The organism is Paraburkholderia sp. WC7.3g (genome assembly GCF_050436345.1).
Lineage (GTDB): Bacteria > Pseudomonadota > Gammaproteobacteria > Burkholderiales > Burkholderiaceae > Paraburkholderia > Paraburkholderia podalyriae.
On the sequence record NZ_JBNDMA010000001.1, the window covers coordinates 992,633 to 1,017,885 of the forward strand.

Consider the following 25,253-nt stretch of genomic DNA (forward strand, 5'->3'; position numbering starts at 1 on the left):
ATCGACGGAACCCTTCCGTCGTTGCTTCGCTAAATTGACTTTCCGCAAGTTTCACGGCTGCCTTATCATCTGGCAATCAGATAGCGTAAATAACGGTGATAGACAAAATGGATAACTTCGATCTGAATCTGATCAGGGTCTTTGACGCGTTGCAGCGGCATGGACACGTCGGTAAGGCCGCCGAGGAACTCGGCCTGAGCCAGCCGTCGGTGTCGTATTCGCTCAAACATCTACGCGAACAGCTCGGCGACCCTTTATTCGTAAAGGTGCGGCACGGGATGGAGCCGACCTCGCGCGCGCTCGCGCTGACCCCAGTCGTTCAGTCGATCCTGGCCGATATCCGTGAACATATCCTCACGGCGCCCAGTTTCGACTCAGGCACAGCGCGCCGAACGTTCACTCTCGCAATGTCGGACGTTGGAGAAATGGTCTTCCTTCCAAAAATCATGAAACGGATCGCGAGAGATGCACCGCTCGTCGACGTGCGCACTGTGTCGACCGATCCGAAGGATCTGATGGCGGCGTTGCAGCGCAGCGAAGTGGATCTCGCCATCGGTTACTTTCCGGATCTTCAGGGCACAGACGTCTTCCAGCAGCGATTGTTTCGTCATGGCTTTGTCTGTCTGGTCCGGGCCGATCATCCGGTGGTATCGGAAGGACTGACGAAGAAGCAGTTTCAGTCGCTGCCGCACGCAGTCGTGCAGGCCGAAGGTCGCAGCCAGGAAATCGTAGAGCAATTCCTGAAGGCGAAAGGTGTCCAGCGCCGCGAGATGCTCCATTCGCCGCATTTCCTGAGCATTCCGATGGTTATTGCTTCCACTGACCTCGTTGTGACCGTCCCGGCTGCCGTAGCAGAGGTGTTCGCACGGTTTGCCGATGTGCACGCGCTCGAACCTCCCTATTCGATGCCGTCATTCGATCTGAAACAGCATTGGCACCGCTCCCAGCAGAACGATCCAGGCAACCGCTGGCTGCGGGCTCAAGTGCTCGAGTTATTTGGAGACGATGGATCGGCTAGACGACGATAGGTGACGACCGATTTCTTGCCTTCCTTAAGTCGGGCGGTGTTATTCATTTTATCTATTACCGTTATTTAACCCATCTGGTTGCCAAATGGGTGTCCCGTGACGAAACTGGAGTCCTAGTACATGCTGGCTTGCCGCTGTGCAGACGATTTACTGGCCGTGGCTCTCTTGGCTTGACGGCACACACGATAAATATCACCGGCGGAGACACATGAACTACAGTAAGTACTACATATCACTTGTGGGTGCACTCTTCACCATGCCTGCTTTCTGTCAGAGCAGCGTGATCTTCTACGGCATCGTTGACACAGGGATCGAATATATTTCGCATGCGAATGCGTCGGGCGACAAGCTTTTCCGGATGCCAGCGATTACTGGTTCGCTTCCGTCGCGGTGGGGTTTGCGTGGATCCGAAGACCTCGGCGGCGGATATAAAGCTGTTTTTACTCTGGAGGGCGGCTTCAATCTGCGAGGCGGGGATCTTGGGCAAGGGGGCCGGCTTTTCGGCCGGCAGTCATGGGTTGGCGTTAGTGGGCCGTTCGGCACCGTTTCGTTTGGTCGTCAGTACACCATCACCTACCTTGCCCTGCTCGATAACGATGTGCTCGGGCCCGCCATCTATAGCCTTGGATCGCTTGACGCATATGTGCCGAATGCACGAAGCGATAACAGCATTGCTTACAAGGGCACGTTCGCCGGATTCACACTCGGCGCAACTTACTCTTTTGGCCGAGATTCAGCCGGCACCGGAAACTCGCCGGGACAAGGGACTTGCGCGGGATCCATCGCGAGCGACTTCAATCAGTGTCGGGGTTGGTCGGCGATGGTGAAGTACGATGCACCCATGTTCGGGGTAGTGGCGTCGTACGAGGAACAGCGTGGTGGGACGAATGCAGCGTTCAGCTTCTTCGACGGGGTGGCGCCAGTCGCGATTGCGAGTAGTGGCGACAAGGACACTCGCATACAGGCGAATGCTTATGTGAGATTTTCTGGTGTGAAAATTGTTGGCGGATGGCTTGGACGCAGCGTTGAACCAGCCTCAGCTAGCACGGCGAGCGTCCGGTCAAACATTTACTATGCCGGCGCTTCCTATCTGGTTACACCATTTTTGAATGTCGATGGAGAAGCCTATCGGATCATAAACCGCGAACACGATACGCGCGCGACGTTAAGTACGGTACGCGTCATGTACTTCCTTTCAAAGCGGAGCGCTGTCTACACTCAGGTAGCATACCTCGCGAACAGTACCCACGCGCGATACGGCGTCAGCTCGGGGGGCGCAGGTGCTACGCCTGGCGCGGGGATGGGTCAAACCGGCGCGATGGTTGGTCTGAGGCATCTCTTCTAGGTGCTGACAGGGGCGGCACGCCCGAAACCATAGAGCGTTGCTACACCACGATTCGACGATTGTCAGTTTACTCGTGCGAATTGGCGCAAGCGGCTTCCTTTCGCCATGACGGGGGATAAACGTCCGGTTCCAGAGGCGACGTTCGGCAGATTGATGTGGGCGGCCGCTCGGGGTCGCAAGTACTCGTTCGCTTTCCGCGGGACGAGTCATTCGCGACCACCGACCTGTGAATGACAGGAAAGCGCCCCATACCCGTCTGACCGGCACCGATGCTCGAATGACGGCTCAGGCCGAGCTGCTGCCTCTGAGGCGCCGTCATGAACGACCGGTCCATCTTGTTACCTGCGCTTGAACTCCCAACGTCGCACCGGCGGCGATGCGGTCGACAAGACTCGTTCAGCGATAAGGCTAACCTGTTCAACCGAAGGTAACGAGCCGCCTGAGTGTCGCGACGGTGAGTTCGGGATGCCCCATGAGAAACGGCAATCCATGATCGGCAGTCTGAGCGACGCGCGGAGCCGCATGGGGCGGTAAGCCCTCTAGTCGCGCTCGTGAAATTCCCATGGATTCATCCTGTCGACAGATACCGGCGCATTGGGTCGGGGCACGACGCCCTTCAGGGCTTGCATTGAGCCATCCGGTGCGGACGGCGGATCGACGCGAAGCCAACGCCCCAGCGTATCGCGGACACACTGCTGGCAAAGGTCAAGGCTCACATGGGCGCCGTCGCCGAAAATCGAGCCAAAGCCGCCACGCCAATCGAGCGACATCTTTTCGTACCACTCCCACTGATCGTCAACGGGCGTCATGCGCCGGCCGCAGCGGTCGCATGTGCATGCCGCGACCTCCTGCACCGTCCTGTCCCGGTATTCGCGCATGACCTATCCTTTTGCCCAGTCAGAATTTTCCCAGTCCGGCGGCACGAGACCAAGCTGCTTCGCAGTGTCAACCGGCAGGCGCAACAGCACCGTGCCCGGGCCGCGCTCCATGTTGCCGAGCATCGTGACTTCAGCGGCTACACCGTCGAGCTCGAGATACACGACGTCGTCCGGCTCAAGAATTTCGGTGTAGAGATCCCAGCCGGGCTGATCACCCTCTTTCGCCTGATACCTAATGTGGTTCCTGGTACTCATGACTCCCTGTCCTTTTTGCGAGCGTTTATGTGGAGGAACTCATAAAGCAGAGATTTTTTTGGTTGGCGATCGCGGCTACTGACGGGTGAACAGCCGAGTCGGGGCCAGTCCGCGATCGGTAATCAAAAAAATGTTTGTGCTAAACCGCTCCGCAGGCGCCGGCGTTTATGGGCATTGAATGATCGTCGCGGTGATTTGTGATGCCCGGCGCACGGGTGGCGCGCGGCAATCGAATGGTTGGCCGGGCCCGTCGCGCGAAGACAGCGGAAATGCGGGCGTCAATGGGCAAGGAATGCGGAGTTTCGCGGCATTCTGTTGTGCCTGGGAATCGGACGCACGAGTCCGCTCGCGTTGGTCCCATCGGGAACGGCCAACGTGGTGGAGGGCAATGCGGATGCGGGTCAGTCCACATGGGTCGGCTCAGGGGGAGCCCGCGGCAGGATGCCAGGCGCACCGCCTTCGATGCGAACCATGTGGCCCTTGCCGCACACGGGGCAATCTTGAAGGGATTTGCCGGTGAGCCGCAGGTAACGGTCGCGGTAGTCTTCGCCCATGACGGGTGACGCAGTGGCGGGCGGCTCGACGCCGAGCAGCCGCCGGCAGGTGGCAAGTCGCTCTGCCCGATGACAGTTGGCGAGCCACCCGTAGCTGCGGATACGCTTGAAGCCGTCGGGCAGCACGTGCAGCAGGAAGCGGCGCGTGAACTCGTCGGCCGTGAGCGTCATGGTCCTGTGCCTGGTTTCGTGCCGGTAGTCTTTCCACCGGAAGGTGACCGAATCGCCATCGAAGCACAGCAGCCGGTTGTTCGAGATGGCGACGCGATGGGTGTAGCGGCCCAGGTAATCGAGTACGTGTTCAGCACCGCCAAAGGGTGGTTTCGCATAGACGACCCACTCCGCGTGAGCGGCGGGTGCGAGCCAGGCGGCGAACGCTCGCGGGTCACGCAGCGGCTCGAGCTGGCTGTGGAAGCGCAGCACGCCGGCGTCGAACGCACGGCGCAGCTGGTCGAGGAACAGGCGGCGAAACAGGCGCGAGAGCACGCGCACGGGCAGGAAGAAGCCGGGCCGGCAGGCGATCCAGCGCTCGCCGTCCGGGGCGATGCCGCCGCCGGGTACGACGCAATGCACGTGCGGATGGTGCAGCAGGTTCTGCCCCCACGTGTGCAGGACCGTGATGAAGCCAATCTCCGCGCCCAGGTGTTTCGGATCGGCGGCGATCGTGCGCAGCGTCTCGGCGCTGGTGCGAAACAGCAGATCGTAGAGCGTCTTCTTGTTCTGGTACGCGAGTGCGGCGATGGGCTCTGGCAGCGTGAAGACGACATGGAAATATTCCACCTCGGGCAGCAGTTCGGCATGCCGGCGCTCGAGCCATTGAGCGCGGGCGAGCGACTGACACTTCGGGCAATGGCGATTGCGGCACGAGTCGTAGGCGATGCGCTGATGGCCGCACGAATCGCACTGCTCGACATGACCACCGAGCGCGGCGGTGCGACACAGCTCAATCGCACTCATCACGCGCCGCTGGGCACGACTGAGCCCGTCGGCATGGGTGTGCCGGTACTGTGGGCCGCAGCGGCGGAAGATGTCCGCCACTTCGAGCACCGGTCGCATCGCCGGCGTCAGAAGTATTCGGGCGCAGGCGGCTGGGACGGAATGGGTGCAGGATGCGGCAGCAGATCGAAGGGGCTGGTGGTGGCGCACACAGTACTGGTCGCCAGCTTCAGGTAGCGGGCCGTCGTAGCCAGACTGCGATGTCCCATCAGAAGCTGGATCCTTCGCACGTCGGCACCCGTTTCAAGCAGGTGAGTGGCGAAGGCGTGACGCAGCGAATGCGGGGTAACGGGTTTCGTGATGCCGCTGCGTTCACGCGCAAGCTGGCATGCCTCGCCCACGGCATGGCGGGTGATGGGCCGCCCTGGAATGCTGCCTGGAAAGAGCCAGTCCCTCGGGTGTGCGTTCTGCCAGTACAGTCGCAAGATCTCAAGCAGTCGCGGCGAGAGCATTACATAGCGGTCCTTACGGCCTTTGCCCTGGTTCACACGGATCATCATCCGCTTACTGTCGATATCAGTGACCTTCAGGTGGATGACCTCCGACACACGCAGGCCAGCGGCGTATGCAGTCATCAGGATGGCACGCTGCTTCAGGCTGGGAATCGACTCGAAGAAACGCGTGACTTCATCGAAGCTGAGGATGATCGGAAGCTTCACGGGCCGCCTGGGCAAGGGAAAGTCCTCGTCGCTCCAGTCGCGTCTGAGCGAGGTTCGATACAGGAAGCGCAACGCGCCGACGGCCAGTTGCACACTCGCTGGCGCAAGCTCGCGTTCGTTGGTGAGGTGGATGATCCAGGCGCGAATCTCTTCGGGGCCGAGTGCCTCCGGTGAACGCTGGAAGTGTCGGGCGAAACTGGAAACCTGCAGTAGATAGGTCTTCTGCGTGTTGAGCGCAAGGTTGCGGATTTGCATGTCGTGCAGCATGCGTTGGCGCAGCGGCGTCATGGCGAGCCTCCTGGAACAGTGGACGGAATACCCGATCGGGCATCTCCATCCTGCTCCTGGTGGCCTTCCCGCCAGTTCGCTGTGGTTCGGCATCAGGCAACCGCACGAGGCGAACGCGAGGCACGGACTCTTGCTCTCCCCCCACTACCGCGTCAGCGGTTTAGTACAAATCTTCCGAATGGAAGATTTATGAGTTCCTCCACATAAGATAACAGCGCCGTCGAAACTACACTGGCGGAAGGCAGCCGGAGTCGAACCGACCCGAGAGCGTCTGACGCCCCCAACTGGGTTTGAAGCCCAGCCGCACCACCGGATACGAATGCCTTCCTACGGTGATCAAATGACGCGTGGCCGTTTGAAACAGAGCGCCAGCAAGTTCAAGGTAGATCGAGCCAGCGACTATCCGTGCGCACGAGATGCAGGCCACGGTGAAAGCGAGTATAGCCAACCCGGTCGAAGAACTCCAAAAGCTGGATCGCGCGTTTGCGGCCGAGTCCGGTCGCGTCGCGAAACGGCGCGGCCGCCACGGTGCCGGCGTTCTTGTGCGCCTCGCTCGCCGCGATCGACGCAAGCTCGCGAATCACCCGCTGGTGATAGAACAGATCACGCACGACCTGGAACAGGTCGCCCCGACGCGCGAGCTTGCGCAGCAACTGACGCACACGCTCCTCGGGCACACCGTGCGCGTTCGCGAGGTCGCGCACCCACGGCGGATCGAACCGCCCCGCCTCGATCTCGGGCAGCAGCGTCGCGGCAAGCGCCTGATCGGCGGCGTCGAGCGTCACGGTGTGGCCAGGCAAATGCAGCCACGGTCCGCGTTTGACGAGCTCGCCACGCGCCGCCGCATCGTCGACCAGCGCACGCCACAGCGCGTCGTCGACCAATGGCGCCGCGATGCGCCGCAAGCGCGACGCGTCCGGGCCCAGCTCATCCGGCGAGCGCTCGTGGTATTGCGCGAGCACGCTGGTCAGCCGCCCGGCGAGCGCACGCCATGTCGCGTCCGCGACCAGCAGCGCCTCGTGGCCGGGTAGTTCGATCGCGCGTGTCCCGGCCGGCAACGCGAGCGCGGCCGCCGGCATCCCCGTCAAGCGTTCCAGCAACGTCCGCGATAAACCGTGCGGCGCGCACGCGAACAGCGAGTCGAGTGAACCGGTGTCGAGCAGCGTCTGTATCGCGTCGAGCCAGGCGAAGCGCTCCGGCGAGCGCCGCTTGCGCGCCGGAGCGAACGGATCGAGCACGTGCCCGCCGCCCACCGTGCGATTGGCCTGCGCGTTACGCACGACGAAACGATCGCCCGGCACCGCGCACAGCGGCCGCTCGAACACAAGTTGCACGCGCGCGCGCTGACCGGGCGCGAACGTGTCGCTTTCGAGCAGCGCGACGTGCGTGACCTGATGCTGCGTGCCGAGATGCACGTGCAACGGCGCCCAATGTTCGAGCGCGTGCGGCGCGTCGGCGAGCAGCGTCAGCATGACGTCGATGCGCTCGCTCGCCTGCGACAATCGCGAGTCGACGATCCAGTCGCCGCGCTCGATCGCACTCTTGTCGATGCCCGCCAGATTCAGCGCGCAGCGCTGGCCGGCGCGACCGGTTTCGGCGGGGCGATTCTGCGCGTGAATGCTGCGCACGCGTACCGACTGATTTTTTGGCGCGAGCAGCATCGTGTCGCCGACGCTCACGCTGCCCGCTACCACAGTCCCTGTGACGATCGTGCCCTGCCCCGCGAGCGTGAATACGCGATCGACGGCCAGGCGGAACAGGCCGTCGTCGCGCTTCATGCGCCATGCAGCGGCCTGCTCGAGCAGATGCGCGTTCAACGCGGCAACGCCCGCATCGTCCGCGCGCGTCGCGCAGGTACCGAACACCGGCGCGTCGCGCAGCACGCTGCCGCCGACGAACGCGCTCACTTCGTCGCGCACTTCGCGCAGGCGCTCGCCGTCGACGCGATCCACTTTCGTCAACGCGATTGCGCCGCGCTGGATGCCGAGCAATTCGACGATCGCCAGATGTTCGCGGGTTTGCGGCATCACGCCGTCGTCGGCGGCGATCACGAGCAGCGCGAAGTCGATGCCGCTCGCGCCCGCGGTCATCGTGTGCACGAGCTTTTCGTGGCCCGGCACGTCGATCAGACCGAGCACGTCGCCGTTGTCGAGCGGCACGTACGCGTAGCCGAGCTCGATCGAAATGCCGCGCGCCTTTTCTTCCTTGAGCCGGTCCGTATCGACGCCGGTGAGTGCCTTCACGAGGGTCGTTTTGCCGTGGTCGATATGCCCCGCTGTACCGACGATCATGCGTGCCTGTCCTTCAGTTGCTTTTCGGTTGCGCGATCAGCTGTGCGATCAATTGTGCTTCGTCGGCGGCTTCGAGGCAGCGCAAATCGAGCCGCAACGCGTCGTCCGCGATCCGGCCGATGACCGGCCGCGCCATCTCGCGCAACTGCTTCTCGAGCGCGAGCAGATGGCGGCCGCCGCGTTTGCCGTCGGTCATTCGGACGACGAGGCCATAGCTCGGCAGCACGTCGACGGGCAATGCGCCGCTGCCGATCTGGCTGAACATCGGCTCGGCGGCCACGGTGTAGCGCGCGTCGATCGCCTGCTGCAGTGCCGGCAACACGCGCTGCGCGGCGTCATGAATGTCTTTAGCGGGCCGCGTGAGCAGCCGCAGCGTGGTCAGCCGCTCGGTCAGCTTCTCCGGCACGCGATACAGCTGCAGCACCGGCTCCAACGCCGCGAGCGTCAGCTTGCCGACGCGCAGCGCGCGCTTGAGTGGATGCTTCTTGATCTTCGCGATCAGATCGCGCCGCCCGACGATCAGGCCCGCTTGCGGACCGCCGAGCAGCTTGTCGCCGCTGAACGTGACCAGATCGGCGCCGGCCGCGACGGTCTCGCGCACGGTCGGCTCGCGCGGCAAGCCCCATTCGCCGAGATCGACGAGCGTGCCGCTGCCGAGATCGACGGCAACCGCGAGCCCGCGCGCATGCGCGAGCGGCGCGATCTCTTCGATGCCGACTTCCTTCGTGAAGCCACTGATCGCATAGTTGCTCGCGTGAACCTTCATCAGCAGCGCGGTGCGCGCGTTGATCGCCTGTTCGTAATCCTTCAGATGGGTGCGGTTCGTCGTGCCGACTTCGCACAGCTTCGCGCCCGCGCGGCTCATGATGTCGGGAATGCGAAACGCGCCGCCGATTTCGACGAGCTCGCCGCGCGACACCACCACTTCTTTCTTCGCCGCGAGCGCGGACAGCGTGAGCAGCACCGCGGCCGCATTGTTGTTGACGATGGTCGCCGCTTCGGCGCCGGTCAGCTCGCAAATCAGATCGTCGATCAGGTCGTCGCGGTCGCCGCGCGTGCCCGTAGCGAGATCGAACTCGAGGTTGGCCGGTTGCGTGAGCGCGGTCATCACGGCGCGCACCGACTCGTCGGGCAGCAGCGCGCGGCCGAGATTCGTGTGCAACACGGTGCCGGTCAGATTGAACACGCTGCGAAGCCGCGACGCGTTGCGTGCGAGCAGCGCCGCGGCGACCGTCGCGTGCAGTTGCGCGGCATCGAGCGCACGCACCGCCAGGTTAGCCGCCGCATCGCCCGATTGCGCGCTGATGCGCCACGCGTCGAGCGCATCGCGCAGCGCGTTGAGTACCTGGGGGCGGCCGTATGCGCCGATGAGCGGCACGAATTCTTCCGACGCCAAGACCTTGTCCACCGACGGCACGCGCGCCATCAGCGCGCGCAATTCCGAGCTGCTCACATCGCTCACGAGCAATCCTTATGTCGTTTTGAACTTGGGTCCGGTCAGGTCGCCGTCAGGCCGAATCGTCGCCCTCCGTTTCGGCCGCGCCGGCCGTCTGCTCCGGCCACAGCCATGGATGCGGCGATGCGCGCCGGTAACCTTCCGCGCCCATCAGCAGATCGAGCGTGAGGCTCGCGAGGTCGTCCGCGAATGGATCGAACTCATAGTCCTTCGCCTGAATGCCGATCTTGCGGTAAGTATGGCATTCGTCGCACGACTCCGCCTTCAGTGCGGCGTTTTTCGATTCGGCCTCGCGCGCGGCAGCGTCGGCGTCGGGCGAGCCGGCTACGTGGTACGCGATGCCCTTCGTCGAATCGCAGTTAGAGCATTTGCTACGGACCATATGCCATTCGGTCGCGCACAATCCGCATTGCAGATAGCGATAGTTGTCGTACGCGCCGCCGATGCGCACCGTGCTCGCCACCGGATGCGAGCCGCACACCGGGCACAGGCCCGGCGTGTCGAGATACGGCACGTCGCGCCTGTCGATGTCGGCGGCGAGATCGGTCCACACGACCTGCAGCGCCGCCATGATGAACGGCGCGCTCGCCGGATCGACGTCGGCGAAGCGTTGCGCGAAGATCGCGTCGGCCTGCGCTTCGAGCGCGGCAACGTCGAGCGAGCGCAGGCGCGCCAACAGCGCCACCAGCGGCGGCGTCAACGGGCCCGCCGCTTCGATCTTGTCGAGCAGTTGCAGCAGCACGTCGCGCCACGCCGGATCGCGCGCGCCGGAAAGCGCCGGAATCAGCGGCATCGAATACTGCTGCGCGCTCGCGATCAGTTCGGGGCCAGGCGGCTGCGCGTTGAAGTGCGTGAGCACCGCCTGCTGCGCATCGGCGAGCGCCGCCATCAGCCGCAGGTAGCCGGCGATCGGGCTGCCGCGCGAGGCGAGCTGACGCAGGCGCGCGGCGCGCGGCGCGAACACCGCGAGCCGCTCCGGCATGCGGATGCGGGGTATTGCCGAGGGATCGAGCGACTCGATGTCGGCCGCTTCGAGAATGCGTTGAGCCAAGATATCGACCTCTGAAAACTGAAGAGCCGCCGCCCGTCATCGACGAGGCGCGGCGGCCCGGTGCGCGGGGCGCTGCGTGCGGCGCATTGAAACACGCGCCTGGGGCAGCGCCGATCGAGCTTACTTTACTTGCCGATGATTTCCCGAAACCAGTTCGGATGATGCTTGCGCGCCCAGCCATACGTGACGGTGCCGCGCGTCATCGCGCCAACGGAGCCCTTGACCCACAACGCCGCATAGATATGCACGATGACGCCGACGATCAGCAAAAACGCCGTCGCCGCATGCACGACCGCCGAAAGCCGGATCAGGTCCATCGGGAAATAGAACGAGAAGTAGCGCCGCCAGATTACGATGCCGCTCAGCAACAGCAGCAGCATACAGACCACCATCACGAAAAACAGCAGCTTTTGCCCGGCGTTGTACCTGCCGATCGCGGGCAGGCGTTCCTCGCGATTGTTCAGCACGTCGCCGATCTGCTTCATCCACTGGATATCCGCCTGGTCCAGATAGTTGTGATGCCAGAAGCGCAACGCAAGAATCAGGAACGAGATGAACATCACGCAGCCAATGAACGGGTGCAGAATCCGCGTCCACTGGCCGCCGCCGAGCACCGCGTACAGAAACGCCATCGACGGATGAAACATCGCGAGACCGGACAGCGCAAGCAGGATGAAACAGATCGCGGTGATCCAGTGATTCGTGCGCTCGTTCGGCGTATAGCGCACGATCAGGCGATTGCCCTTCACGTCCGTGAAGTCGGTGTCCTCAGAGCGGTTCATTGCGTATCCTCCCGCGAACGGCGTGCTTCCTCGGCTTCTTTGACGGCCGCGGCTTCGTCGGCTTCAGACACCTCGTTCGGACCGACGCGCGAGTAGTGGAAGAAGCCCGCGAGTGCGGCGATTCCCATGATGGCGAGCCCGATCGGCTTGGCTATGCCCTTCCACAACGACACCAGCGGACTGATGCGCGGATCGTCCGGCAGGCCGTGATACAGCGACGGCCGGTCGGCGTGGTGCAACACGTACATCACATGCGTGCCGCCGACCTTGTCCGGGTTATACAGGCCAGCATTCTGAAAACCGCGCTCCTTCAGATCGACGATGCGGTCCTCGGCCTGCTGCTTCATGTCCTCCTTGGTGCCGAACATGATCGCGCCGGTCGGGCAGGTCTTCACGCAGGCCGGTTCCTGGCCGACCGCCACACGATCCGAACACAGCGTGCACTTGTACACGCGGCGATCCTTCTGCGACATACGCGGGATGTCGAACGGGCAGCCGGCGATGCAGAAGCCGCAGCCGATGCAGTTCTCCTGGTGGAAATCCACGATGCCGTTCGTGTACTGCACGATCGCGCCCGGCGACGGACAGGCCTTCAGACAGCCCGGGTCCTCGCAGTGCATGCAGCCGTCCTTGCGGATCAGCCATTCGATATCGCCGGCTGAATTCTCGTACTCGGCAAACCGCATGACGGTCCACGAATTCTCGGTGAGGTCGGGCGGATTGTCGTAGACGCCCACGTTCACGCCGATCTCGTCGCGCAGATCGTTCCACTCCATGCAGGCCGTCTGACACGCCTTGCAGCCGATGCACTTCGACACGTCGATGAGCTTCGCGACCGTGCCCGTGGCCGGCTCGCGAATCACCGGCGGCTGCGTGGTCGTGGCGGAAACGCGTCTGATGTCCAGTGATTGCAGTGCCATCTCTTTTCCTTATGCCTTTTCGACCTTGACGAGGAACGACTTGAATTCCGGTGTCTGCGAATTCCCGTCGCCCACCGGGGGCGTCAGCGTATTGACGAGATAGCCCGGCCTCGCGACTCCCATGAAGCCCCAATGGAGCGGCAGCCCGACGGTCTGCACCTTCTTGCCATCGATCGTCAGCGGTTTGATTCGCTTCGTCACGACCGCGACGGCAACCAGGTGCCCGCGGTTCGAACTGACCTTGACCCGGTCGCCAGCCACCACGCCGATCTCCTTCGCGAGGTCTTCGCCAATTTCGACGAATTGCTCGGGCTGGATGATCGCGTTTAGATGCACGTGTTTGGTCCAGTAGTGGAAATGCTCGGTCAGACGATAGGTGGTTGCCGTGTGCGGGAAGTTCTCGTGTGTGCCGAAGGTGGCCTTGTCGTCCGGGAACACGCGCGCCGCCGGATTGCTGACGGCCAACTTGTTGTCCGGATACAGCGGGTTGTAGCCGAGCGGCGTTTCGAATGGCTCGTAGTGCTCGGGGAATGGCCCTTCCGCCATACCGTCTCGCGCGAAGAACCGAGCGACGCCTTCCGGATTCATGATGAACGGATTCATGCCGTTTTCGGGCGGCTCGTCGACCTTGAAGTCCGGGATGTCGGCGCCCGACCACGTGCTGCCGTTCCACGCGATCAGCTTGCGCGTCGGATCGAACGGCTTGCCGCTGAGGTCGCACGACGCACGGTTGTACAAAACCCGCCGGTTCACCGGCCATGCCCAGGCCCAGTTCAGCGTGTTGCCGATGCCGGTCGGGTCGGAGTTGTCGCGGCGGCCCATCTGGTTGCCCGCCTGGGTCCACGCGCCGCAGAAGATCCAGCAGCCGCTCGAGGTCGAGCCGTCGTCGCGTAGCAGCGCGAAGGTCGCGAGCTGCTCGCCCTTCTTCGCGAGCACCTTGGTCGGGTCCTTCGGATCGGTGACGTCCGCGAGCGCGCGGCCGTTGTACTCCATCGCGAGTTCTTCGGGCGTCGGGCTTTCCGGGTTCGCATACGGCCAGGTCATGTTCAGGATCGGATCGGGATACTTGCCGCCGTCCTTGCGATAAGCGTCGCGAATACGCAGCCACAGCCCCGCCATGATCTCGAGGTCGCTCTTCGCTTCGCCGGGACCGGCCGCGCCCTGCCAGTGCCACTGCAGCACCCGGCTCGAACTGACGAGCGAGCCGCGTTCCTCGGCGAAGCAGGTAGTCGGCAGACGGAACACCTCGGTCTGGATCGATCTGCTGTCGACGTCGTTGAACGGGCCGTGGTTCTTCCAGAACTCCGACGTTTCGGTCGCGAGCGGATCCATGATCACGAGCCACTTCAGCTTGGCCAGCGCCGCGCCGTTCTTCGCCTTGAACGGCGCGGCGGCAAGCGGGTTGAAGCCCTGCGCGATGTAGCCGGTCATCTTGCCCTGATTCATCAGCTCGAAGACCTGCAGCAGGTCGTAGGACTTGTCGAGCTTCGGCAGATAGTCGAAAGCGAAGTTGTTGTCGGCGGTCGCCTTGTCGCCCCACCACGATTTCATGAAGCTCACGTGGAACGCGCGATAGTTGCGCCAGTAGCTCAGCTGGTTCGGCCGCAGCGGCTGCGTGGCGCGCTTCGCGATGTAGGCGTTGAAGTCCTGCTCCGCTTCCATCGGCAGCGTCATGTAGCCCGGCAACAAGTTCGACATCAGGCCGAGGTCCGTCAGGCCCTGGATATTCGAGTGGCCGCGCAGCGCGTTCATGCCGCCGCCCGCGATGCCGATGTTGCCGAGCAGCAGCTGCACCATCGCGCCGGTGCGGATGATCTGCGAGCCGATCGAGTGATGCGTCCAGCCGAGCGCGTACATGATCGTGGCCGCGCGGTTCGGCACCGACGTCGACGCGAGCATCTCGCACACGTGCTGGAACTTCTCCTTCGGCACGCCGCAGATTTTCTCGACCTGCTCGGGCGTGTAGCGCGAGTAGTGCTGCTTCATCAGCTGATAGACGCAGCGCGGGTCCTGCAGCGTCGGGTCGACCTTGGCGAAACCGTCGCCGCCGCGCTCGTAGTCCCACGAGGTCTTGTCGTAGCTGCGCGTGTCGGCGTGGTAGCCGGAAAACAGGCCGTCCTTGAACGCGAAATCCTCACGCACGATGAACGACATATCCGTGTAGTTCTTCACGTATTCGTGCTGGATCTTGTCGTTCGTCAGCAGGTAATTGATCACTCCGCCGAGGAACGCAATGTCCGTACCGGTGCGGATCTGCACGAAGTAGTCCGCGACCGACGCCGTACGCGTAAAGCGCGGGTCGACCACGATCAGGCGCGCCTTGCGGTGCGCCTTGGCTTCGGTGACCCACTTGAAACCGCATGGGTGGGCCTCGGCCGCATTGCCGCCCATCACGAGAATCACGTCCGCGTTTCTGATGTCGACCCAATGGTTCGTCATCGCTCCACGGCCAAACGTCGGGGCAAGACCTGCCACCGTCGGGCCATGTCAGACACGCGCCTGATTGTCGAATCCGAGCATGCCAAGACTGCGAACAGTCTTGTGCGTCAGATAACCCACCTCGTTGCTGCCGGCCGATGCCGCCAGCACGCCGGTAGTCAGCCAGCGGTTGACCTTTTTGCCGTCTTCGGTCGTCTCGACGAAGTTCGCGTCGCGGTCTTCCTTCATCAGCTTCGCGATGCGGTCGAGCGCGTCTTCCCACGAAATGCGCTTCCACTCGCTCGCCCCGGCCGCGCGGTACTCGGGATAGCGCAGACGGCTCGGGCTGTGGATGAAGTCGATCAGGCTCGCGCCCTTCGGGCACAGCGTGCCGCGATTGACAGGATGGTCGGAGTCGCCCTCGATATGGATGATGCTCGTTTTTGCATTCTTGGCATTGTCGCCAAGGCCGTACATCAGGATGCCGCAGCCCACCGAGCAGTACGGGCAGGTATTGCGGGTTTCGGTTGTACGCGACAATTTGTACTGACGGACTTCGGCCAGCGCGGGTGTCGGTGAGAAGCCCATCAGGGCCAGGCTCGATCCGGTAAGCGTCGTGGCAGAGACCTTCAGGAATTGTCGCCGGGTCATCTGTGTCATTGAATGCCCTCGGCTCTTTTGGAGACAAATTGATTATAGGTGCGGTTTCGCGATCTGCAGCGATAATGGGTTTGGCAACTGTCAATGCAGAGGATTGTCCGCGACGCTAAGGAAATGGCTATCGCGTGAGAATGGGTTTCGAATATGCGCGCCTGCCATTTGCATTTGCTTCTGCATTGGCGTTTTTAAGCGACCGTTGATTGTCGAGATAAACGGGTTCGGGACAAGGCGGTTTGCGCCCGCGCCGACGCTGCAGACTGCGAAAACAACCCTCATAATGCCGTCATTCGACGAACCCGAACTTCCGCTCCCATGACCCAACCCCAAGCAAGCCAGTCGCCCCGCCTCACGAGCCTGTCGCACGGCGGCGGCTGCGGCTGCAAGATCGCGCCCGGCCTGCTCGCCGATCTGCTCAAGCGCAGCGCCCCGCTGCCTTTCTTCCCCGACTTGCTGGTCGGCAACGACACCGCCGACGACGCCGCCGTCTACAAGCTCAATGAAGATCAGGCGATCGTCGCGACCACTGACTTCTTCATGCCGATCGTCGACGATCCGTTCGACTTTGGCCGCATCGCGGCGACCAACGCGATCTCCGACGTCTACGCGATGGGCGGCAAGCCGATCATGGCGCTCGCGATCGTCGGCATGCCGATCAACGTGCTGCCGCATGACGTGATCGCGGCCGTGCTGAAGGGCGGCGAATCGGTCTGCGCGGAAGCGGGCATCCCGGTCGCGGGCGGCCATTCGATCGATTCCGTCGAACCGATCTACGGCCTCGTCGCGCTTGGCATCGTCGATCCGAAGCGCGTCAAGCGCAACGCGGGCGGCAAGGCCGGCGACGTGCTGATTCTCGGCAAGCCGCTCGGCGTCGGCATTCTGTCCGCGGCACTGAAGAAAGACCGGCTCGACGAGGCCGGCTATGCGGCAATGATCGGCGCGACCACCAAGCTGAACCGGCCGGGCGCCGAACTGGCGCGACTCGACGGCGTGCATGCGCTGACCGACATCACCGGCTTCGGCCTGCTCGGTCACACGCTGGAACTCGCACGCGGCTCAAAGCTGACCGCGCGCGTGCGCTATGCGGACCTGCCGTGGCTGCCGAACGTCGCGAGTCTCGCCTCGGCCGGCATCTTCACCGGCGCATCGGGCCGGAACTGGGATGCTTACGGCCACGACGTCGTGCTGCCCGCGACGTTGCCGCCGGCCGGGCGCGCGTTGTTGACCGACCCGCAGACGTCGGGCGGGCTGCTGGTGTCGTGCGCGCCAGAAGCGGTCGACCAGGTGCTCGCCGTGTTCCGCGCCGACGGCTTCGCCGACGCGCGGGTGATCGGCGAGATGGTGAGCGGGGACGCGCGGGTCGAGGTCGTCTGAGAAGAGCGGTTCTGCGACGCACGAAAAAGCGCGGACAGGGACGCGGGAAAGCACGCGTCACCGCCTAAACGAGCCGCCCATGCGATAATTTCGGTCTTCCCGCGGTCCGTTTTGTCCCTACTCCCTTGAAAAGTCTTCTAGTCAGCCTCGACAAAGCCGGCGATTTCGATGAAATCGTCGACGTTCGCACTCCGCTCGAGTTCGCGGAAGACCATATTCCGGGCGCGACCAACGCGCCGGTGCTGAGCAACGAGGAACGCGTGCTGGTCGGCACGACGTACAAGCAGGTGTCGCCGTTCGAGGGCACACGGCTCGGTGCGGCGTTCGTCGCGCGCAACATTGCGCATCATCTGGAAACCACGTTCGCCGACCGGCCGCGCAACTGGCGCCCGCTGATCTACTGCTGGCGGGGCGGCAAGCGCTCAGGCTCGGTCACGACGCTATTCAACATGATCGGCTGGTCGGCGCGGCAACTCGACGGCGGCTACAAGAGCTACCGTCGCGCGACGGTGGAAAGGCTCGAAACGCTGCCGCGCCGCTTCAGCTATATCGCGCTCGTCGGCCCGACCGGCAGCGGCAAGACACGGCTGCTGTCGGCGCTGCATCAGGCCGGCGCGCAAACGCTCGACCTCGAGGCGCTCGCCTCGCATCGCGGCTCATTGCTCGGCGCGTATACGGGTGTGCCGCAGCCGTCGCAAAAGCGTTTCGACACGCTGCTCGTCACCGCGCTGCGCGACTTCGATGTGAACCGGCCGGTGTTCGTCGAGGCGGAAAGCCGGCGCATCGGCTCGGTCACGCTGCCGCTCGCGCTGCTCGAAACGTTTCGTCGCGGCGCGTGCGTCGAGGTGCGCTCGAGCCGCGAGGATCGCGCAGCGTTTCTGCTGCAAGATTACGCGCATCTGTTCGATCATCCCGACTACCTGAAGGGACAGCTGGAACGGCTGATCGGCCTGCATAGCCGCGAGCGGGTCGCGGGCTGGCTGCGGCTCGTCGATGACAACCGGCGCGCCGAACTCGCGCGCGAACTGATCGAAGGGCATTACGATCCCGCATATGCGCGCAGCAGCGGTCAGCACTTCGAACATCTGCCGAACGCGCTGCAACTCGATTTCCGCCCGAACGACGCCGACGTCGTCGAGCAGGCGAAAACGCTGCTCGCGCAGCTCGATAGCCGCACGCTCGTCGTCGGCTGACCCACAACGACAATCAACCACCAACATGCAATCAACCCTTCGGCAACCCCGCGTCACGCTCGGCTGGATCGTGTTCCTGCTGATCGGCGTCGTCGGCTTCTTCTATGTGAAGTGGTTTCCGTACTACAACCGTGCGTTCGTCGCGGCGAGCCAGCACTCGATCGGCAAGTCGATCCTGATGGGCACGTCCGCGAGCGCGCCGGCAGCCTCGTGGCAGGCCGCGATCGACTACGCGCTGGCCTACGGCAAGGCGATCTGGCAGGCGATGGTGCTCGGCCTGCTGCTCGGCTCCGCGGTGCAAGCGCTGATTCCGCCGCAGTGGGTCGCGCGCGCGCTCGGCCGTGCCGACTTCAACAGCGTCGTCAAGGGCGGGCTGATGTCGTTGCCGGGCATGATGTGCACCTGCTGCGCGGCGCCGGTCGTCGCGGGCCTGCGCGCACGCGAAGCGGCGCCGGGCGCGGCGATTGCGTTCTGGCTCGGTAATACGGCGCTGAATCCCGCGACGCTGATCTTCATGGGCTTCGTGCTCGGCTGGCAGTGGATGGGCCTGCGGCTCGCGCTCGGCATCGTGATGGTGTTCGGCCTCGGCTACGTCGTGAACCGCATGGTCACGCCGCGAGAAGCGCAAGTGTCGCGGGAAGCCGTCGCGCAACTGGTCAGCGCCGACGATCCGGGCACCGCGTTCTCGCGCTGGATCACGATTCTCGGGCGCATGACGCTGCGGCTCGTGCCGGAATACATCGTGCTCGTGCTGATTCTAGGCGCGGCGCGCGCGTGGCTGTTTCCGCACATCGGCCCGGACGTCGACAACAGCCTGCTGTGGATCATCGCGCTGTCGATCGCCGGCACGCTGTTCGTGATTCCAACCGCGGGCGAAGTGCCGATCATTCAGGCGATGCTGTCGTTCGGCATGGCTGCCGGCCCCGCCGGCGCGCTGCTGATGACGCTGCCGCTCGTCAGTGTGCCGTCGCTCGCGATGCTCGCGCGGTCGTTTCCGCAGCGCGTGCTGACGGTGGTGGCCTGTGCGGTGGTGGTGTGCGGTGTCGTCAGTGGTTTGCTGGCCGTTGCGCTGGGCTTTTGAAGCGGTTTTTGAGTTTGAGTCGTAGAAGAAACAAGCATGAAACGCATTGCCGCATTCGCCGTAACGTGTTGGTCCGCCGCCGGGCTACTGTACGTTGGACAGCACTCGGTGGCGCTGATCGCGCTATCCGGCATCGTGGCGCTCGCGGGCTTCGATCTGCTGCGACCGTGAACGTGGCGCTATTTTCTCTTCAGTGACGGCGCGCTTGCCCGTTACGTTCGCGGTAGCGTCCGCCCGCGCCTAACCGACCAACGCGTCGCGAATCGCCGCGAGCCACAACGCGACCGCATGCGCGCCTGGGTCGACATGACCAAGCGCGCGATCGCCGACATAGCTCGAACGCCCGCGCCGCGGATGCATCAATGCGGTGCGCGACGCGCCATCGCTTGCCGCATCGACGGCGGCTTGCAACGCGGCATCCGTCGATACCGCCTGAGCCAGCGCGTCGTGCAGCGCGTCGGCGGCGGGTTTCAGCGCATCGACCATCGTGCGATCGCCTGGCCCCGCGCCCCCCAGCTCCATCAATCCATCGACACCGGCGCTGAACGCCGTCCCATTGCAGCGCCATGGTCCCGCCCGACTGTTCGAGCGCGGCCGCCGCGCGCAGCAGCATCACCGCGTATAACGGACCCGACGTGCCGCCCATCACACGCCGCAGCGTCGCCGACAGGCCGCGCAACACCGCATCCGGCCCGAGCTCGATCTGCATCGCGCGGGCGCCGCGCGCGAGGCTGATGCCGAGGTCCGCCGTCGCCGACACGCTGGTCCATTTCGGTCAACGTCGGCTCGGCTGCCAGCAGGCATTCGCAGACCGCTTCGATCGCGCGACGCAGCGTCGCGTCAGGTGCGAGCGTCGCGCCGCTCGCGCCGCGCGGCGTGGGTGGCGCCGCACGCACGGCGACCTGCGCGACGCGCCCGTCCAGCGCAGGCCATGCGCTCGTCCGTGAGACGCCGGCCATTTCGAGCGCACTCAGTCAGGAACGTGCCGGCCTACGCGCGCTCGACTTCGATGCCGCGCCCGCGAAGCTCCCGCAGCGCGGCGCCGGCCACCACGTTCAGTTCGCCCGACGGCGTGCCCCCCAGATTGTTGACGAGCAACGCGACGCGCTCGCCCGCCTGCAACGCGAGATCGTCGACGATCTTTGCGAGCAGCTTGCCGACGATCGCGTCGGCCGGCTCGAGCGCACCGCGCGCGATGCCGGGCTCGCCATGAATGCCGAGGCCCCATTCGATTTCGCCATCGCCCAGCTCGAAGCCCGGCTTGCCCGCGGCCGGCACCGTGCATGGCGTCATCGCGACGCCCATCGTGCCGAGCGACGCGGCGGCTTTCCGCGACGGCCCGCGTGATCGCCGCTCGCGCTCAGCGCGACGTCGTCGGCGACGATCATCATGTCGACGGGGATGTCCTCGGCGCGCGCGATTTCGGGCCCGAGGCCAAAGTTGAAACGGTCGCCCGTGTAGTTCTTGACGATCAGCAACGCGCCCGCGGGGCCGGTCACCGCGCGTATCGCGTCGAGCACGGCCTCGGCATCGGCGCGCAAGACGATCGTGCCGCCTGCAACAGCGAGAGTTGGGGATTGAGTGCGATGAGCCCGTCGAGCATATCGGGGACCACGGTGGACACATCGTTGATGAGCTTCTTCATTGCGTCAGCTTCATTGGATGCTGCCGGCAGCGCATGATCGAACGATTCGATGCGAACGGCAGTCGGGTCGGCGGCGAAAGCGGAAGACCTAACTGTACCGCGCATTGTCGAACGACGACGCGATAGCGAGAAGCGCGTACGAACGTGAGCAAGACTCAGCCGCAAGCGAACAACGAAAACGAAGGGGACGTGATGCCGAACGGCGAAAACTACGGGAACGACTGGATGGATTTGACTGGACCGTAGACGAAAGCGGAACCGCTTTCGTCTACGTCACAGATGCGTTGGTAGGCTCGATTGGATTCGAACCAACGACCCCCACCATGTCAAGGTGGTGCTCTAACCAACTGAGCTACGAGCCTTTAGAGGCGCGAATTATAGAGACTCATCGCGGACTGTACAAGCCCTTGCCGCGATTTATCAAAAAGCACACGTGTTGATCAGTTCGTCGCGGCCATTCGGTGTCCGGGTCCAATGGATAGACCGGCCGCATCACGTGCTCGAAGCTGAACATAGTCCGAACTCGTGACGCCGCGGCCATCGCATTCGACGAGCGCCGCCGCGATCGGCACGAAAACCGGCCGGCAATTCATGCGTGATTTGAGCGGCGGAAAACGCGCGCGGCGCGGATCGATGCCGACGCTCTCGAACACGCCGAGATCCCACGGCTCATGCATGCGCTCGGTCACGACGAGTATCACCGTGCCATCGTTTGTGAGCTGGTTGCCGATCGTGAGTGTGATCGTGCTACCGACACCCGAGGCCGCCAACGCCGCGACCGCCTGCGGGTCGCACAACGGCACGCTGACAATGCCTTCGAGGCCCTGAGTTGGCCTCGGCCAGAATGCGCAGCACCTCCGGCCCTAGCCGCACGCCGTCATCACCGTCGAATTTGTCGCCGGTCGGCTGCGTGTCGATGTGGCTGTCCGTCATTACGGTCGGTTAATCGACTCGTAGCCCCGCCCGCCGCGCTGAGATATTGCTGATCGCGTCGGTCCACAAATCGGCGGTCGCCGACATAACGTCGCGTGAATGAGCTTGCATCGATGCTTCCGCGGGTCGAAGACAGCTGGATGGCGCTTGCCGACGGGGACTTGCTCAGTTCGGCGCCCTCGTCGCCGTTGTTTCAATTGTGATGATAGAGAAGTTTTGGCCGAGGCAGATGGCAGGATGCGCGCGCGGTGGCAATGCGGCGACGACTTTCGGTGAGTAAGCATAGGAGGGAAAGCCGCTGGATCGTCGGAACCGGACGGCTCACCGGGCGACGTACGCACATCGAGACGTGCCGACAATCTGCGGGAAAATGGCCGGCAGCAAACGTTTCCGTCCACGGAAGCGGGCAAAGCGCAATGAAGGCTCAACCTTTTGCGAAGCGCGCCGTTATTGCATGTGCTCAGGCAAACCCCTCGGATCTCCATGGCACAACCGATTCCTTTCCGCAACAGTGGCGCCGCCCGCGCGCGGCATGTCAAGGCCATGCTGTTGCCTATCGCACGCCAGATCGCCGACGATCTCGCGTTGCGAGTTCATCTGTCGCTCGATGCGCTGCGCCGCGGCGTCGGCACGAAGAGCGACGCACAGACTCTCACGCAGATCATGCTGCTGACCAGTTACCTGGCCGATGCTGGCTTCGGCCCGATGAGCGATGAAGAGCTCCACGCCGCGGACCGGGCCTCGGCGATGGTGTTCGACGCAGGCCGGGAACGCAACGAATGGAAGCTGGACGAGGCGGGGTTCGAACTCTTTGCATCGATCGCAACGAGTTACGACCGGCAACTGCATCGCGCTCCGCTTTGGGCGATTACGGAGGCCAGTGAAAGACTTGACCGCTTTATCGCAGGTGTGAGGTTGACCCGGTTCGACGGATAGATTTGCAGTTGAGTTTTAGTACTACAGCCGTAGATACGCCGGAGGCACGCCACCGCGTCGCCGGTAGTGACATTGCTGGGCGCGGTATTGATGTCGACGCCGCCACATTGACCACGACATCACATGCTCAACGGAGTGGAGCGTTCGCCATATCAGTCGACACAGTAGCCGGCGGATCTCCTGAACGCTGAACGGCAGTGAACCTTCAGCTGTTTTTTTTGGCCTGTGCCCTCAGGGCAGCAAGCACCGCGTGCGCCAGCAATGCCAGTGTGATGTGACGGTACCAGCCCTGCCAGCGACGAATCTCGTATTGATCGAGGCCGCATTCGCCCTTGGCCGCCTCGAATCCGACTTCGATTTCCCATCGCCTGCCGGCGACGTTGACCAGCGTCTGACGGGTAACCTTGCTGCGGGGCGCATAGACGACGTAATACGCGTGCTCGCGGGTCTCATCGCGACTGCGCCGCACCAGCAGGTAGTGGCCAAAGCGACGTTCTTCGGCGCCCAGTTGCAGGCGCCATAACGGCGTGAGTGCCCAGTCATACAGACGCTCGCCTTTTGCGCCGATTCCTGCTGAGAGGCGGCGCCAGGCCTGTGGAGGCAAGGCTTGCGCAATCTTGTCGGCACGTATCGAGGTCGGGCCTTGCCACCACAGCGGTTCGTTCTTTTTGACCGCCAGCACAAATGGTTGCGTGCGCGACTCAAGCCACAGCCGCAGGGGACGGTCACCGCCGTACACCTCGTCGCCGGTGACCCAGCCACAGGGCACTCCCGCATCCAGCGTCCGTTCCAGTATCCGGCGCGCAAGTTGGGGCTTTGTTGCGAATTCCACGGTGTCGGGCACGCCCGCCGCCCGGCAGCGACTGCGATCATCGATCCAGCCCTGCGGCATGTACAGTTCCCGGTCGATAAATGCGCTACCTCCGTTGCCGGCGTAGCACAGAAACACACCAATCTGGCTGTTCTCGATGCGGCCTGCCGTGCCGCTGTACTGGCGCTGCACACCGGCGGAATACTCGCCCTTCTTGAGGAAGCCCGTCTCATCCACAATGAGTACCGCCTCACGCTCGCCGAGTTGCTCAACGACGTATTCGCGCAGTATGTCCCGCGCCGCGTCGGCATCCCACTGCGCCCTTTCGAGGAGGTGCTGCACACCATCGGGCGTGGCTTCGCCAATCCATTCTGCGAGCTGCCAGCCGTTCTTGCGTTCGACTGTACCCAGCAGACCCTTTAGATAAGCCAGCGAACGCTGTCGCGGCTCGGCGCGCCTGAACAGGCCAGCCAGTCTTTCATGCAACAGATCGATTTCATGTTCCCACGCTTTCGCGATCTCTTTCATAGTCCTATACAGAGTAGTAATACTAACTTAGTATAGGAAAAAATAACTACGGCTGTAGTGTTAGAAGCTGTTGCGAAATTAAGTTTCGAGGCTGTAATGAGATGGCCAGCTCGGCCCTCAGGGAGGCATACGCTTGAAGGGTTTCTTTCACGGAGGCCATCATGAACGACGTAACGCTGGTTGGAGTCGATCTCGGTAAATATACCTTCCACCTGCACGGTCAAGACAGGAGCGGGCACGCGGTCTTTTGCAAGAAGATGACACGCAAGCAACTGCTAACGTTCTTCAGCAACTTCCCGCGCTGCACCATTGTCATGGAGGCCTGTGCAGGCGCTCACTACATGGCGCGCAGATTGTCCGCGTTCGGGCACGAAGCCAAACTGATTTCGCCTCACTATGTGAAGCCGTTCGTCAAGGGTAACAAGAACGACTTTATTGACGCGGAAGCAATCTGTGAAGCAGCATCGCGACCGTCAATGCGCTTTGTCACACCAAAGTCCGAAGTGCAGCAAGCCCTGTCGGCCCTGCATCGCGTTCGCGAGGCGCTGGTCAAGCAGCGCACAGCCACGATTAACCAGATTCACGGATTTTTGCTGGAGTTCGGCATCAGTCTTCCGGTTGGACGCGATGCGATCAAACGTCTGCCCGCACTTATCGCCGAATATTCGCTGCCGCGCCCGTTTGTTAGCGTTCTTGAGCGCCTGCATGGCCATTTCAAATACCTGGACCAACAGGTTCTGGAGATTGAGAAGGAATTGCAAATCCAACTGCTTCAAGACGAACGTGGGCAACGTCTGCTGACAATTCCAGGCGTCGGCCCGATTACCGCCAGTGTGCTAGCCGCCGAACTCGGTGATGCCCGACAATTCAGATGCAGCCGCGACTTTGCGGCATCGATCGGTCTAGTCCCGCGCCAATACAGCACGGGAGGAAAATCTAATCTGCTAGGCATCAGCAAGTCAGTATGACTTATATGGACGCCTCCCTTTTTGCGAAGGTTTTTCGTATGCATGACTTGATGTGGCGTTTGCTGCTTTATATCCGGCCTGTTGCAGCCAATCATTCGGCTGCGGGCCCCGATGAAATCCGCTGACTCCCACCTCATTTCCGTGTCGAGCTCAAGGCTCTTCGTCATACCCAGGTTTAGGGAGTCCCGGTCCGACCTATCTTGTCA

The 25,253-nt window shown here is 63.2% G+C and carries 19 protein-coding genes, 2 tRNA genes and 5 pseudogenes; 8 read left to right on the plus strand and 18 right to left on the minus strand.

The window, feature by feature from the left end; translation table 11 throughout:
* The first annotated feature begins 107 nt into the window (after positions 1-107).
* Both OKW43_RS04650 and OKW43_RS04655 read left to right on the plus strand, forming a co-directional pair.
* Positions 108-1,028, plus strand: a complete 921-nt coding sequence (locus OKW43_RS04650; RefSeq protein ID WP_429445559.1) for a LysR family transcriptional regulator — start codon at positions 108-110, stop codon at positions 1,026-1,028.
* A 208-nt stretch (positions 1,029-1,236) separates the two neighbouring features.
* Positions 1,237-2,373, plus strand: a complete 1,137-nt coding sequence (locus tag OKW43_RS04655; protein ID WP_429445561.1) for a porin — start codon at positions 1,237-1,239, stop codon at positions 2,371-2,373.
* 539 nt (positions 2,374-2,912) lie between these two features.
* Here the strand turns inward: OKW43_RS04655 and OKW43_RS04660 are convergent.
* From OKW43_RS04660 to fdnG, 11 genes are all read right to left on the minus strand, one after another.
* Positions 2,913-3,251, minus strand: coding sequence for a hypothetical protein (locus OKW43_RS04660; RefSeq protein ID WP_429445563.1), 339 nt, complete (start codon positions 3,249-3,251; stop codon positions 2,913-2,915).
* Between the two features lie 3 nt (positions 3,252-3,254).
* Positions 3,255-3,506, minus strand: a complete 252-nt coding sequence (locus tag OKW43_RS04665) for a hypothetical protein (protein WP_187638727.1) — start codon at positions 3,504-3,506, stop codon at positions 3,255-3,257.
* Positions 3,507-3,907: 401 nt separating this feature from the next.
* Positions 3,908-5,116, minus strand: a complete 1,209-nt coding sequence (locus OKW43_RS04670; protein WP_429445565.1) for an IS91 family transposase — start codon at positions 5,114-5,116, stop codon at positions 3,908-3,910.
* An 8-nt stretch (positions 5,117-5,124) separates the two neighbouring features.
* Complete coding sequence (locus OKW43_RS04675; RefSeq protein WP_429445567.1) at positions 5,125-6,003, minus strand: tyrosine-type recombinase/integrase; 879 nt, start codon at positions 6,001-6,003, stop codon at positions 5,125-5,127.
* Between the two features lie 232 nt (positions 6,004-6,235).
* Positions 6,236-6,331, minus strand: a tRNA-Sec gene (locus tag OKW43_RS04680).
* Between the two features lie 49 nt (positions 6,332-6,380).
* Complete coding sequence (selB, locus tag OKW43_RS04685) at positions 6,381-8,294, minus strand: selenocysteine-specific translation elongation factor (RefSeq protein WP_429445569.1); 1,914 nt, start codon at positions 8,292-8,294, stop codon at positions 6,381-6,383.
* 13 nt (positions 8,295-8,307) lie between these two features.
* Complete coding sequence (gene selA, locus OKW43_RS04690; RefSeq protein ID WP_429445571.1) at positions 8,308-9,756, minus strand: L-seryl-tRNA(Sec) selenium transferase; 1,449 nt, start codon at positions 9,754-9,756, stop codon at positions 8,308-8,310.
* Between the two features lie 46 nt (positions 9,757-9,802).
* Positions 9,803-10,801, minus strand: coding sequence for a formate dehydrogenase accessory protein FdhE (gene fdhE, locus OKW43_RS04695; protein WP_187638724.1), 999 nt, complete (start codon positions 10,799-10,801; stop codon positions 9,803-9,805).
* A 125-nt stretch (positions 10,802-10,926) separates the two neighbouring features.
* Positions 10,927-11,583 (minus strand): formate dehydrogenase subunit gamma, encoded by a 657-nt coding sequence (locus OKW43_RS04700; RefSeq protein ID WP_429445573.1) that lies wholly within the window; start codon positions 11,581-11,583, stop codon positions 10,927-10,929.
* Positions 11,580-12,503 (minus strand): formate dehydrogenase subunit beta, encoded by a 924-nt coding sequence (gene fdxH, locus OKW43_RS04705; protein ID WP_187638722.1) that lies wholly within the window; start codon positions 12,501-12,503, stop codon positions 11,580-11,582. Before fdxH ends, OKW43_RS04700 begins: the two co-directional genes overlap by 4 nt.
* Positions 12,504-12,512: 9 nt before the next feature.
* Positions 12,513-15,581, minus strand: a complete 3,069-nt coding sequence (gene fdnG / locus OKW43_RS04710) for a formate dehydrogenase-N subunit alpha (protein WP_187638721.1) — start codon at positions 15,579-15,581, stop codon at positions 12,513-12,515.
* A gap of 312 nt (positions 15,582-15,893) precedes the next feature.
* Here fdnG and selD point away from each other — a divergent pair, with 312 nt between their 5' ends.
* The 4 genes from selD (at position 15,894) to OKW43_RS04730 (ending at position 19,397) form a co-directional block, all read left to right on the plus strand.
* Complete coding sequence (selD, locus tag OKW43_RS04715; protein ID WP_187638720.1) at positions 15,894-16,952, plus strand: selenide, water dikinase SelD; 1,059 nt, start codon at positions 15,894-15,896, stop codon at positions 16,950-16,952.
* A 125-nt stretch (positions 16,953-17,077) separates the two neighbouring features.
* On the plus strand, positions 17,078-18,145 hold the full coding sequence (mnmH, locus tag OKW43_RS04720; RefSeq protein ID WP_187638719.1) for a tRNA 2-selenouridine(34) synthase MnmH: 1,068 nt from the start codon (positions 17,078-17,080) through the stop codon (positions 18,143-18,145).
* 25 nt (positions 18,146-18,170) lie between these two features.
* Positions 18,171-19,226 carry a permease gene (locus OKW43_RS04725; RefSeq protein WP_429445578.1) on the plus strand — a complete coding sequence of 352 codons (1,056 nt, stop codon included), beginning with the start codon at positions 18,171-18,173 and terminating at the stop codon, positions 19,224-19,226.
* A gap of 36 nt (positions 19,227-19,262) precedes the next feature.
* On the plus strand, positions 19,263-19,397 hold the full coding sequence (locus OKW43_RS04730; protein WP_281394082.1) for a hypothetical protein: 135 nt from the start codon (positions 19,263-19,265) through the stop codon (positions 19,395-19,397).
* 69 nt (positions 19,398-19,466) lie between these two features.
* On the opposite strand, the gene OKW43_RS04735 is transcribed toward OKW43_RS04730, so the two are convergent.
* The 6 genes and pseudogenes from OKW43_RS04735 to OKW43_RS04760 all read right to left on the minus strand — a co-directional run.
* Entirely contained in the window at positions 19,467-19,748 is a 282-nt protein-coding gene (locus OKW43_RS04735; RefSeq protein ID WP_429445581.1) for a DAK2 domain-containing protein, read from the minus strand.
* Positions 19,749-19,860: 112 nt separating this feature from the next.
* Positions 19,861-19,935 (minus strand): annotated as a pseudogene (locus tag OKW43_RS04740) (hypothetical protein); the annotation flags it as partial.
* Positions 19,936-20,216: 281 nt separating this feature from the next.
* Positions 20,217-20,746: pseudogene (locus OKW43_RS04745) on the minus strand (dihydroxyacetone kinase subunit DhaK).
* A gap of 410 nt (positions 20,747-21,156) precedes the next feature.
* A tRNA-Val gene (locus OKW43_RS04750) sits at positions 21,157-21,233 on the minus strand.
* 23 nt (positions 21,234-21,256) lie between these two features.
* Positions 21,257-21,698 (minus strand): annotated as a pseudogene (locus OKW43_RS04755) (MlrC C-terminal domain-containing protein); the annotation flags it as partial.
* A gap of 1 nt (position 21,699) precedes the next feature.
* Positions 21,700-21,864, minus strand: a pseudogene (locus OKW43_RS04760) (Zn-dependent hydrolase); the annotation flags it as partial.
* A gap of 423 nt (positions 21,865-22,287) precedes the next feature.
* On the opposite strand from OKW43_RS04760, the gene OKW43_RS04765 reads away from it, so the two are divergent.
* A complete protein-coding gene (locus tag OKW43_RS04765) occupies positions 22,288-22,740 on the plus strand; it encodes a hypothetical protein (RefSeq protein ID WP_187638734.1) in 453 nt (150 codons plus the stop codon).
* A gap of 205 nt (positions 22,741-22,945) precedes the next feature.
* Here the strand turns inward: OKW43_RS04765 and OKW43_RS04770 are convergent, their stop codons facing one another.
* Positions 22,946-24,079, minus strand: a complete 1,134-nt coding sequence (locus tag OKW43_RS04770) for an IS701 family transposase (protein WP_187638717.1) — start codon at positions 24,077-24,079, stop codon at positions 22,946-22,948.
* A gap of 161 nt (positions 24,080-24,240) precedes the next feature.
* On the opposite strand from OKW43_RS04770, the pseudogene OKW43_RS04775 reads away from it, so the two are divergent.
* Positions 24,241-25,038, plus strand: a pseudogene (locus tag OKW43_RS04775) (IS110 family transposase); the annotation flags it as partial.
* Positions 25,039-25,253 lie beyond the last annotated feature (215 nt).